This is a genomic window from Alishewanella sp. HH-ZS, from assembly GCF_001704375.1.
GTDB lineage: Bacteria > Pseudomonadota > Gammaproteobacteria > Enterobacterales > Alteromonadaceae > Alishewanella > Alishewanella aestuarii.
In genome coordinates this window covers 1-11,621 of record NZ_LZEJ01000057.1, presented here as the reverse complement: position 1 = coordinate 11,621, position 11,621 = coordinate 1, and the positions used below count along the sequence as shown (strand labels likewise).

The 11,621-nt window shown below is 50.6% G+C and carries 13 protein-coding genes; 6 read left to right on the top strand and 7 right to left on the bottom strand.

The window, feature by feature from the left end; genetic code table 11:
- Positions 1 to 160 precede the first annotated feature (160 nt).
- The 6 genes from A9165_RS15480 to A9165_RS15455 all read left to right on the top strand — a co-directional run bounded on the left by A9165_RS15480 (position 161) and on the right by A9165_RS15455 (position 3,888).
- Positions 161 to 625 carry a hypothetical protein gene (locus A9165_RS15480; RefSeq protein WP_065956552.1) on the top strand — a complete coding sequence of 155 codons (465 nt, stop codon included), beginning with the start codon at positions 161 to 163 and terminating at the stop codon, positions 623 to 625.
- Between the two features lie 85 nt (positions 626 to 710).
- On the top strand, positions 711 to 1,130 hold the full coding sequence (locus A9165_RS15475; protein ID WP_065956551.1) for a lysozyme inhibitor LprI family protein: 420 nt from the start codon (positions 711 to 713) through the stop codon (positions 1,128 to 1,130).
- A gap of 116 nt (positions 1,131 to 1,246) precedes the next feature.
- On the top strand, positions 1,247 to 1,477 hold the full coding sequence (locus tag A9165_RS15470; RefSeq protein WP_065956550.1) for a hypothetical protein: 231 nt from the start codon (positions 1,247 to 1,249) through the stop codon (positions 1,475 to 1,477).
- 69 nt (positions 1,478 to 1,546) lie between these two features.
- The gene (gene bla / locus A9165_RS15465; RefSeq protein ID WP_065956549.1) at positions 1,547 to 2,479 is read left to right on the top strand and encodes a class A beta-lactamase; all 933 of its coding nucleotides are present in this window, start codon (positions 1,547 to 1,549) and stop codon (positions 2,477 to 2,479) included.
- Positions 2,480 to 2,509: 30 nt separating this feature from the next.
- Complete coding sequence (locus tag A9165_RS15460) at positions 2,510 to 3,634, top strand: serine hydrolase (protein WP_065956548.1); 1,125 nt, start codon at positions 2,510 to 2,512, stop codon at positions 3,632 to 3,634.
- Positions 3,635 to 3,672: 38 nt separating this feature from the next.
- Positions 3,673 to 3,888, top strand: a complete 216-nt coding sequence (locus A9165_RS15455; RefSeq protein WP_065956547.1) for a hypothetical protein — start codon at positions 3,673 to 3,675, stop codon at positions 3,886 to 3,888.
- A 61-nt stretch (positions 3,889 to 3,949) separates the two neighbouring features.
- On the opposite strand, the gene A9165_RS15450 is transcribed toward A9165_RS15455, so the two are convergent.
- The 7 genes from A9165_RS15450 to A9165_RS15420 form a co-directional block, all read right to left on the bottom strand.
- Positions 3,950 to 4,174 (bottom strand): VF530 family DNA-binding protein, encoded by a 225-nt coding sequence (locus A9165_RS15450; RefSeq protein WP_008607363.1) that lies wholly within the window; start codon positions 4,172 to 4,174, stop codon positions 3,950 to 3,952.
- A 69-nt stretch (positions 4,175 to 4,243) separates the two neighbouring features.
- Positions 4,244 to 5,251 (bottom strand): isocitrate dehydrogenase, encoded by a 1,008-nt coding sequence (locus tag A9165_RS15445; RefSeq protein ID WP_008984290.1) that lies wholly within the window; start codon positions 5,249 to 5,251, stop codon positions 4,244 to 4,246.
- A 158-nt stretch (positions 5,252 to 5,409) separates the two neighbouring features.
- Positions 5,410 to 7,044: a hypothetical protein gene (locus A9165_RS15440; RefSeq protein ID WP_065956546.1), complete on the bottom strand. Its 1,635-nt coding sequence runs from the start codon at positions 7,042 to 7,044 to the stop codon at positions 5,410 to 5,412.
- The gene (locus A9165_RS15435; RefSeq protein ID WP_065956545.1) at positions 7,025 to 7,429 is read right to left on the bottom strand and encodes a DUF3192 domain-containing protein; all 405 of its coding nucleotides are present in this window, start codon (positions 7,427 to 7,429) and stop codon (positions 7,025 to 7,027) included. The genes A9165_RS15440 and A9165_RS15435 overlap by 20 nt, the downstream gene beginning before the upstream one ends.
- On the bottom strand, positions 7,426 to 8,238 hold the full coding sequence (gene xni, locus A9165_RS15430) for a flap endonuclease Xni (protein WP_065956544.1): 813 nt from the start codon (positions 8,236 to 8,238) through the stop codon (positions 7,426 to 7,428). The genes A9165_RS15435 and xni overlap by 4 nt, the downstream gene beginning before the upstream one ends.
- A gap of 3 nt (positions 8,239 to 8,241) precedes the next feature.
- Entirely contained in the window at positions 8,242 to 9,600 is a 1,359-nt protein-coding gene (gene ppnN, locus A9165_RS15425; RefSeq protein WP_065956543.1) for a nucleotide 5'-monophosphate nucleosidase PpnN, read from the bottom strand.
- A gap of 28 nt (positions 9,601 to 9,628) precedes the next feature.
- Positions 9,629 to 11,176 carry a GGDEF domain-containing protein gene (locus A9165_RS15420; protein ID WP_065956542.1) on the bottom strand — a complete coding sequence of 516 codons (1,548 nt, stop codon included), beginning with the start codon at positions 11,174 to 11,176 and terminating at the stop codon, positions 9,629 to 9,631.
- Positions 11,177 to 11,621 lie beyond the last annotated feature (445 nt).

The window sequence follows — 11,621 nt, the reverse complement described above, 5'->3', positions numbered from 1 at the left end:
AACGTTCGCGATCTCGCCCTGGGTAATAACCTTTGTCTAAGCTGTTTCACTGATGAGTAATTTTACTAGTATTTTTAGGTGCTTACATAGAAGGTGCTGCGAAATCCAGACAAAATTTCTGGGCTTAATTTAAACAGTAAACGTTTATAAGGAAGTAAAAATGAAATGGGTAGTTTTAGCTGGTGTTTTCATGCTGACTGGCTGCAGTGTCACTACTAACCAACCTGCAACTGGGCAAGCTGTTACAGCATCAGATACCATGGAGATTATCAGAAATGCGGCGGCCTCTGCACCAGCGGGAGTGACGGGCGAATATGTATTAAATATCAAAGCCGCCGGCAAACAAGGCCCTGTCGTGTATCTGAATACAGAACTCGACTATCGTGACCAACGCAACATCACAGTCGCTCTGCACCCCAATATCATCCCATTATTAATAGCACAGTACGGTGTGACGCCGGAAGAGTTTTTTATCGGTAAAACAATACGGGTAAAAGGGGATGCACAACGTGTCAGAATTGACTTTATTAATGCTCAACGCCAACCGTCAGGTAAATATTACTTTCAGACCCATATCCGGGTAGCAGATATTGCGCAAATCGAGGCGGTTAAGGAAGGCGTTTGATAAAGCGTATTACTCGCTGCTGGGGGCAACTCAGATGGTTAGTTGCAAACCTTTGATGCGGGAACTTTTGCATCTGGAGAAACTTATGAAAACCTGGATGTTGCTGGTCCTCTTTGGCCTTTCATGTTCAGCCATGGCAGAGAACCCGCCTCTTGATTGTCAGAACGCGATGAGTACGCTTGAGATGAATCGGTGCGCGAGCATGGCTTTAGACTCGGCAGAAGCAGAGCTGGCCAGATACCTTGCCGCCAGCTTAGCGCATAACGCAGATGATCTTGAGTTAGTCAATGCAATCAACGCCGCGCAAACGGACTGGCAGGCCTATCGGTTATCTCATTGTAATTCGGTCTACATGCAATGGCGCGACGGTTCAATTCGCGGTGTGATGGCATTTTCTTGCAAAACCCAGTTAACTAAGCAAAGAAGTCATGACATCTGGAAAAACTTCCTAAGCTATATGGATGGCACGCCCGCTATCTTACCGGAGCCCGACACATCACTTTAAAATTTAAAAAGGGATTTAAATGGACTTTAATAATGTTAGCGCAGCATGAGTAAAACTGCATTTATCCAGCGCTACAATTCTGGTTTCGTTACTTTACAAGATAGCAGGAGCTAGTGATGTCTTGGTTAGAGCGCAAGTGGTGGTTTATGTCTATCACCTCTTTCCTAGGTTTTATTGCTACATTGTTGCTATTCAAAACAGCGGAATATTCGCTGCCGTTTTACAGCGGCAGCTCTTTATCGCAGTATGCGGTATTCTTTGCTACGTTCTTTTGTTTGCAACGCGCGCTCTCGCTGGGGATTTGGCTTGTGGTGCTGGTGTTTAACCCAAAAATCGCAATGCGATAGTATTAGTTTGGCATCAAGATATTGGTATTGCTGCCATTCTAACTTAACACTTATTAAAGAAGAAACCAGATGCTCACCAGACGAGATTTTTTACTTAGCTGTGCCGCTACAACAACCTTGCTGGCTATCCCGGCAATGGCGACTACGACTGCCGCCAATGTCTCCGCCACCGGCCTGCCTGCCCGCCGTTTTGATGCTGCAAAAAGGTTGCAGGCGCTTGAGGTAGGCCATGCTCGGCTGGGTGTATGCTTGCTTGATACCGCAACCGGCGAAGTTAGCGGTAATCGCCTGGATGAATACTTTGCTATGTGCTCAACCTTTAAGCTGGCACTCGCCGCGGCCTATTTGCGCGAGGCGGATCAGGGCAGGCTAGATCTGGACGAAATGTTGCCATACTCTGAAGCTGACCTGTTACCCTGGGCACCGGTAACGCGTGAGCATCTGGCCAAAGGTGGTATGACTATCATAGCTTTGTTGCAAGCCGCCCAGCAGTTCAGCGATGGCGTTGCCGCCAATCTGCTGGTGAAACGCCTGGGGGGCCCCGCTATGGTTACCGCTAAGTTTCGCGAAATGGGCGACAATATCACCCGGCTTGATCGCTATGAACCTGATCTTGGCTTAGTACTGTCGGCAGATCTGCGTGATACCACAACGCCGCGGGCGATGGCGCAGCTGGTGCAGCGGATAACCTGCGGTGAGCTGCTGCAACAAGACTCGCGACAGCGCCTGCTGCAATGGATGGAAAGCACCAATACTGGCTCGAAACGGCTGCGTGCCGGCCTTCCTGCCACCTGGCGTAGCGGTAATAAAACCGGAACCGGGCGGACCGAGGGCACGACCAATAAATATAATGATATCGCCATTACCTTTCCGCCGGGTCGCAGCCCAATTATTATCGCGGCGTATTTTGATAGTGGCGAATATACCGGGCAAATTGAAGATCGACATCAGGCTGTTCTGGCTGATGTGGGCCGGATCGCCGCTGAGTGGGCTTTGGCCTAGCTTGCTATACCAAACTAAGCAGGAGTGTGTATGCGGTACTTTGTAGGGTGGGGCAGCTTGCTGCTTATTGTCAGTATGCAGGCGGGCTGTAGCAGTATTCCTGAGTGCCGCACTGTTAATCCGATTATTCAGGCCGGCGATCCTGTGATCACGGCGCTGGCTGCTGAATTGCAGCGTGAGCATCTGGCCGGTACTTTCGATGGCCTGATATTGGTTGTGCAGGGCGAACAGGTGGTTTTTAAAACTGCCTATGGCTGCGCTGATCGGGGCGGAGTTATCGCAAATCAGTCGGCCGTGATCTCCGATATGGGCTCTATCGCAAAAACCTTTACCGCAGCGGCGGTGTTGCAGCTGGCGCAGAGCGGGCAGCTTAGCTTGTCTGATACCCTTGCACACTATTACCCCACGGCGCCTGAGGCCTTAAAGCCCATTACCATCCAACAACTGTTGGGGCATAGTAGCGGTTTAGATAACTTCCATAATGACTCTGACTTTGAGGTAATGGACAAGGCGCAAGCTGAAGCCCGTATCTTAGCATTACCGCTGCTTGCCAGGCCGGGTGAAAAAGTTGCTTACTCTAACGCTGGCTATACCTTGTTAGCGGCTATTGTTGAAACAGTAAGCGGGCAGCCGTTTCAAACCTATATTCAGCAGCAGCTGCTAACACCACTCCAGTTAGATAACACCGGTTTTTATCAGGATCGCCGGCTGGCGCAGGCTAACCTTGCCCGCGGTTACGGTGGTGATGCGCAGGGTAGCACCACCTATGAAAAAGGTCTTACCTGGGCACTGGTGGGGGCCGGGGGGATGGTTAGCTCCATCGATGATTTGCAGCGCTGGTCGATGGCCCTTAAACAAGGCAGTCTCTTTGCTGCCGGGGCACCTAATTTGGTATTTAGCCCGGCAAATGAACGCTGGCTGCTCGGTAGCCTGGCGCAGGCAAGCAGTGGCGACGAAGTGATTATCCAGATGGGCGGCAGCACTGATTATGGCTACACTGCCCTGATCCAGTTTGTACCCGAACGGGATTTACTGCTGGTGTTGCTACTTAATGCGCATAACAATAAATATGCTAATGCGACCCATCATCGGCTAAGCAGAGAGCATATGCTACCAATTCTGCTTAGTCAGGCTGCACCTTTCACTGATATTTAAGTCGACAAGTTTTACGCTTTAACAGGAGCACAGCTTTAATGGATAGAATAACCGAGGCAGAAATAGCGACTAGCGTTAAAAAACATTACGGCATGACGCTACTGATAGCAATGACACCAATCATCTTTATGTTGCTGATTGGTTTCTATGAGCAGATGGCACTTCATGTTATTCCTTTGCTGGCACCTATTACTGTAGTTGCCGCCGTATCCTATTTTGTCAAAAATGTTTTAACGGATCTATTTGCGAAATAGCCAGGCTAAGTTTTTGACTATGATTACCGCTATCGCAAAGTACCGGCGACAAAACTTAGGGCTAAGACTTAGGTTGCAGCTTAGTGGCAATAAACAGGGCTTCGACTTTTTCCCGCGCCCAGGGGGTTTTACGCAGAAATTTCAGGCTGCTTTTTACCGAGGGATCTTTTTTAAAGCAATTTAGATCAATCTGTCGGGCTAGGCCATCCCAACCATAGTGCGCGGCCAGTGCCGTGACAATCTGTTCCAGTGTTACGCCGTGTAGCGGATTATTGGCCTGGGTCATGTTCGTTCCAAAAAAATAGCCACTCAAGGTGGCTATCTTAACAGTTCAGGTGGTATTACCAAAGCGCTGTTACAGCCGCTCTAATACGGCCTGGGTAAAGTCGGTGGTACCGAAGCTGCCGCCCAGATCGCGGGTAGTACGGTCGCCTGAGGCAATCACATCCCGCAGTGCGGTCAGGATTTTCTCGGCTTTATCTTTCATTTCCAGATATTCCAGCATCTGAATTGACGCCAGGATCACTGAGCTGGGGTTAGCCAGATTTTTACCGGCGATATCCGGCGCACTGCCGTGCACGGCTTCAAAAATCGCACAATCTTTGCCGATATTAGCGCCCGGTGCCATACCTAAGCCGCCGACTAAGCCAGCGCAAAGATCCGATAAAATATCGCCGAACAGGTTGGTTGTCACGATAACATCAAACTGCTGTGGGTTCATCACCAGCTGCATACAGGTATTATCAACGATCATTTCCTGGGCTTCGATATCCGGATACTGCTGTGCCACTTCGCGCGCCGTTTTCAGGAATAAACCTGAGGTTGATTTCAGGATATTCGCCTTGTGTACTATGGTAACCTTTTTGCGCTTTTCACGGCGGGCTGTTTCAAAGGCAAATTCTGCAATGCGGCGCGCACCTTCTTTGGTAACAATGCTGGACGCCATCGCCGTTTGACCGTCTTCTGATACGGTCTGGCCGTGACCTGAGTACATCCCCTCGGTATTTTCCCGGATGGTGATAATGTCGATATTCTCGTAACGCGCCTTGGTGCCTTTAAAAGAAATTACCGGACGTACGTTGGCGTACAGGTTGAATTTTTTGCGCAGCGTAACGTTAATTGAGGTAAAACCTTCGCCTACCGGCGTAGTTAACGGGCCTTTTAAGGTAATTTTATTGCGGGCAATCGCATCCAGTGTCGCCTGTGGTAATAACTCACCGGTTTTTTCCAGTGCGGTTAAACCGGCATCGACATACTCGTAGTTAAAATCACAACCGGCCTTCTCTAATACCTGAATGGCGGCTTCTACAATACTTGGGCCAATGCCATCACCTTTGATGACGGTAATCGTTTGCTTACTCATGGGGATCCTTAGCTGCAACATTTTTTTAATTTATGGCCAGGCTGGCTGGCGCTGAACGGCAGGATTATAGCAAAAATGCCAGTTTGCAGCCAGATTATGCCAACCAGACTTTCGTCGGTTTGCGAATAAGCAATATAAATATGATGAATAGTAGTGGGTCAGAGTGAGCAGTGCGGATTGGCCGCCGCCAATAATTCTTGCTGCCAGAAGGCGATGGACGATTCTGGCAGTGCAAATAACTGCTGCAGTTGTTGTAACAACTGTGCTGTTGCCGGCTGGGCGTCGGGATAACGCAACAGACTAAAGCAAAGTTGCCAGCAACAGCGCAGGAAAAAGCCATGTTGACCACGGGCCTGCTGCCTGGCGTTATCCAGTGGCAGGTACTGGCATAAGGCCGCTTCGGCCCAGAAGGGGAGCTGATAATGATGCAGCAGAGCAGCACTTAGCCGTTGGCTGCGTTGTGGCTCCAATAAATACTGCTGCGCCAGCTCAGGCAGCAGCCAGCCTTGGTCCGTACAGCGGCTTAACGGCACCGCATTTAATGTTGGATGGTGCCACAGCGGCGCGCTTAAACAGGCTGCCAGTACGCCGGCCTGTTGTGGTGTCAGTGGCTGCGGTAAATAGCGCCCCAATAGCAGCAGTGCCTCGAATAGCAATTGCTGTAAATCACGCAGAAACAGCTGCTGACTGCTGGCTTGTAGCTGCAGGTATTGCAACAGTTCGGCGCGGGCTACGGCCAGCGGTAGCTGCTGTTGACCAAAGATCGCTAAGGCATGGCGCAGCCGGTGTACCAGTGTTTGCCGGCGGTTACTGTGGCTGGCGTTCTCAAGTAAATACTGTGCCAGCAGAGGTTGCTTTTGCAGCAACTGCACCTGGGCATCCAGATCCTGCGTATGCAGCCGCTGTAATACCGAATGTTCCAGTAACTGCTTCGGGGTTGGGATCACGGCTTCTGCCAGTGCCGGCATTTGGAGCCAGTCCAGCCAATGCTGAGGCAACAATACCGCAGGGGGTAATAACTCCAGCTCTTCGCGCGGCATTTTGTGCAGCTCAGTGGCACAGCGTTGTTGCTCCGGCCAATACTGCACGGTCAGAAAGTCGCTGTACTCGACCTGGCAAATCAGCCAGTAACGGCCAACCTGATCCCGGGCCAGCCGGCCACATAAATATAGTGCAGGTGCCAGCCTGGCCAGTTGATTTAGCTCCTGCAGCACCTGCTCTGACGGTGGCTCAAGGATCAGAGAGCTAATCACAGTAGACAGTGCCTGAGCCGAAGACGCCGCCGGTTGCACCGCCTGTGCCAGCTGTAATGCCAGAGTTAATAGCGGACTGTCATGATGCACCTGCCAGGGACGACGATGCTGTAGCTCGGTGTAGCTGCCAGCCAGGATACTGGTAGTAATGCCACCGACCTGTTGTTTTTTTAGTTTATTGGCCAATAACAAGGCGGCTGGCGCCTTAGCATTGCCGGTATAACAGGCCGCCAGTAAGCCAGCAGTACAGAGGGTATCACGACGCTGTGCCGGCCACTGCTTCAGACGAGCCCATAACGCCAGCAACACCCAGCTTTTGACGGCTTGTGCGGCCAGCAGCGATGTCTCTGCCGGAATAAAAGAAAGTTGGGCGATGGCGGCAGCCGGTTGTACGCTGAGCAGCTCACAAAGTGTCTTATTGATCTCTGCCGCCTGGCGCAGGCATTGATGCAGGTCGTTGTCGGCAGGTTGGCGCAGCCGCTCACTGAGGGTACTGAGTTGCTGATAGGCGTTAAGCCAGTTAACTGCGACCGCTGACATCGGCTTTTGCTGCCTGATACTGGATTACGGCTGCTTCGCCCACGGCAACCAGTTGCCGGTCGACAAACAACAGGGCAGTGCATTCATCTGCGGTGGTAATGCCATCAGCCGCTTTGCGGTGCGTGCGATAATAGAGTAACTGATAGATTTGTTGCTCGCTGCGAAAGGCTTCGGTGATATCCGGGCTACCCAGACGACTAATCAGCAGCTCCTGCCGCATGCTGGCATCCGGTTGCAGGCGGCCAATAAAGCGGGCATTAAAGGCTTCACGATCCATCCAGTTCATTTGTGCCGGATCATCAGGATAAAAGCGCAATACGCTGTATGTCGCCAGCACATATAGCAGCGCTCCGCCAATTAACAGCATTAACAACTTAAGTTTCATCCCGGTTCCTGTACCGACAAGCGGATATCCTGCAGGTTAATCCCCAGTTCCAGGTTGGTTTGTAACGCCAGCACCTGGGTATAGAGCAGAATATCCTGTTTATGATCAATAATTTTCTGTTTCAGTTTTTTCGGGCAATCCGGATGCTGCAGTGCCTGATTTAAGCTGCTGCCCAACTGCATCAGTTCCTCTGCGCTTTTCGGCCCGATGCCAGCCACACCGGGAATATTATTGGTGCTATCGCCCACCAGGCTCCACCAGCTGACAAGCTGCTCCGGGGCTACGCCAAATTTTTCTTTTACGCTGGCAACGCTGGCAAAGTGGCGGCCAAAGGCATCATAAATCTGTACGCCCTGATTTAGCAGGGGGAAGTAGCCTTTGTCGGTTGAGACGATAATGGCTTCATGCTGATGTAAACGCACTTTACAGGCGATAGTCGCAATCACATCATCGGCTTCATATTCATTTTGCTTAAAACAGCGCAGGCCAAGCTGCTCGGTGTCCTGCTGTAGCTCGGGTAGCACCTCAGCCAGCAGCGCCGGCATCGGTTTGCGGTTCGCTTTATAGCAAGGGCAAAGTTGTTGCCGCCATTGACTGCCGCCGCCGTCAAATACCATCAGGCCATGACTGGGTTGTAGTTCCTGGCGTAAACGGGCTATCGCCTGCTTTAGCATCTGGCGGGTATTGCGTTGGATCTGCGCCCGGGTTGTGTCTGCAACTTCTTCTGCCAGCGGCAAATAGGGGCGCTCCTGCACCGCATATAAGCGCCGGATCAGATTTAAGGCATCGATCAGCACAACCCTGGCCATGTGTTAGCGCTCAATCCGGTAGCATGGCTCATATTTGCTGCCAGGCAGTTTCATTCGTCCTTGTTCCACAAAGGCCTGTAACAGATTGTCCATCATTTGCATTAACCGCGGTTCACCTCTGAGGATAAAGGGGCCATGTTGGCGGATTGCGCGAATGCCCTCATCTTTAACGTTACCAGCCACTATACCCGAGAAAGCGCGGCGTAAATTGGCTGCCAGCTTGGCTTTATCCTGATCCAGATGCAAGTCCAGTGCGGCCATATTCTGATGATTCGGGATAAAGGGTTGCTGAAATTCCGGCTGGATTTGCAAGGTCCAGTTAAAGTGGTAAGCATCGCCGACCGTTTTACGGTAAGTTCGTACATCCTGGCAGCCGGTTTTTAACCGTTTCGCGACTGCCGCCGGGTCGTCGATAATGATCTCGAACAGATCTAAAGCCGCCTTACCCAGGGTTTGCTCGACAAAGTGGGCAATTTCGGTAAAGTAGGCCGCGCTGCTGGCCGGGCCGGTTAGGATCACTGGTAACTGCTGCGCCTGATTGCGCTCATCCAGCATAATGCCCAGCAGGTACAACAGTTCTTCAGCAGTGCCGACGCCACCTGGGAAGATAATGATGCCGTGCGCCACCCGGACAAAGGCTTCCAGCCGTTTTTCTATATCCGGCAGGATCACCAACTCGTTAACAATGGGGTTCGGCGGTTCGGCAGCAATAATACTTGGCTCAGTAAGGCCCAGATAACGACCGTTACGGATCCGTTGTTTGCTATGGCCAATGGTGGCGCCTTTCATCGGACCTTTCATAGCGCCGGGGCCGCAACCGGTGCAAATATTCAGACCACGTAAACCCAGTTGATAGCCCACCTCTTTGGTGTAATCGTACTCCACTTCTTTAATCGAGTGGCCACCCCAACACACGATCATATTCGGCTCGCTGGTGGCATCGATGGCCCTGGCGTTACGCAGAATATCAAATACCGAATGCGTTAAGTGAACAGCATTGGTCAGATCCAGTGGGTTAGTATCTGCAATATGGCGGGTGTGGTAGAACAGAATATCACGCAAAACTGCGAACAGATGCTCGTGAATGCCTTTGATAATCTGGCCATCAACAAAGGCGCTCGCCGGCGGATTGTTCAGCTCAATCTTAATGCCGCGCTCGCGGCTGAGTAAGTTAATGGTAAAATCACGGTATTGGTCGTAGATCTCGGCAGAGCTGTCGGTTTCGCTGCCGACGTTCAGTACTGCCAGCGCACAATTTCTAAATAGCTGAAAGGTTTCCTGCTCGGTATTTTGTTGCAGGCGTTCAACTTCTAACTGTGATAATAGGTCCATAGCCCCTAAGGGGTTCAGATGCACTTGCATAATGAGTCTCCTTCGAAAAAGCAGCCAACTAGCGGGTGGCAACCCGATCGCGGCCTGCCTTTTTTGCTTGATAGAGTGCCTCGTCTGCCCGCTCGAAAGCGAGTTGCAGCGTATCACCAGTTTTAAGTTCAGTTACGCCAAAGGAAATGGTGATTGGCACCCGTTTGTTTTTAAATTTAAACGGGATCTGTTTGATTTTTTCCCGCAGTACGTTTAGCGGTTCCAGCAAGTCTTGTAGTTTGGAATCCGGTAGCAGGATCACAAACTCTTCGCCACCGTAGCGGGCGATAAAATCGGTCTGCCGGATCGATTGTTGTAAGGTCTTGGCAATAATTTTCAGCGTTTTATCGCCAGCACTGTGCCCATAGTTGTCGTTAATATTTTTAAAGTGATCGACATCTGCCAGCACAATACACAGCGGTGAGCCAAAACGCTGCCAGCGTTTGAATTCCAATTGTAAACGTTCGTCATAAGCGGCCCGGTTTGGGATCTCGGTCAGGCTATCGCGCAAACTACGGAAGGTTTGCTCGGCCAGCCGTTCGCGGAAGCTACTGGCTTCCAGTTCCAGTTCCCGCACCTTGGTTTCCATGGTGGCCAGTGTTAGCTGAATTTGCTGCCGTTGCTGCTCTTCAAGCAATTGCTTTTCCTGCAGCGATAGCGTCAGTTCATTCATCCGCTGGATCACCAGTTTTTTCAGTTGCTCCAGGTTTTCTGCCTGCTGACTTTGTTTACCCAAATGATCAATTTGCGCATCAATTTTCTGGTTTAGATTGCGTAATTTCTCGGCCAGTTTATCGGAGCCGAGCAAGGTAGCCTCTACCGCTTGTTGCACCCCGGTTAAGGCATCGTTTAAGCGCAACAGGAAGCCTTCAGCCGACAGCCGTTCTTCATTAATGCCGCGTACGATAATACCTATGGTGCGCAAGCAAGCATCTAACAGGGCTTCAACGCTGAGATTACCCAGTAAACTGCCTTTGATTTGTTCAACTTCAATGGCACCTTTACCGGCAAACGACAGTTCACTGAGCAGGTTGGTTAGTTCTAACGTGATCTGGCGGCAAATATGTGAGTAACGATCTTCATCGGCATCAGGTTGTTCAAGCTGTTGTTTTGCTTTTAAAGCCAGTTGGTATAGTTGCGTCAGATTACTGAGATGGGGCAAGAAAGCCTGTAAAGTGGCCGCTGGCTGTTCAACCTTGGTTAGTAATTGGCGCAGATCGCGGCGCAACTGATCCGGTAGGCCGCGTTGTTTTTGCAACAGCCGGCCCGCTTCGGTCAGTTCTGACTGCACTTGACGGATTTCCTGCTGCTGGCGCTGTTCTAACAGTTTAATCTGCTGACTGGTTTCTTCGATAAAAGGCAGTAGTTTTTCCAGATCAACACTTCGGGCGAGCTCAGCACGTAATTTGGCTAAGCGGTTGTCAAGATCAAGGTCGATACCTTTGCACAGATAAGATAAACGTTGCACAAATTGCGCTAAAAGTTGAAATTGCCGCTCGTAAGTTTGCTCCAGTGCTTTGCGTGCGCCAATGGCGTCCTGTAGTTGCAGTTTCAGATCCGGCTGTTGATTATTCATCTGCACTCGAAGTATTCAGAAAGTCCCTGATATTTCCAGTATATCTTGCCTTAGCGTGAATGTAATAGTGTTCGCCGATAAAAGCTGGACCTTTTTTATAAAGAATTAACAAATCTTCGCTCAACATGAAAAACAGCGCCAATGGCGCTGTTTTTAAGCTGAGCTTGCTACGATTCTGACTTATTTTGTCAGATAGTACGGCAGCCAGCTGCTTTCTTCGGTAGAGGTAAGATGTAACATATTTCGGCTTCCCTGTTAGTCAGCGCCTGTTGGGACAGGCGCTGCTATTAGAGCAAAAAAAGCGCAAAAATGAAAGTGGTTGTGAAAGTTTACCTTTTGGCTTTCAGTTTTTAGCGGGGATTTTGCGGTTTTATGGTTAATGAAAGCAAAAAAGCACCTGAAAAAGGTGCTTTTTGTTGTGGTGCGCCGGGCATGGCGCGCAGCG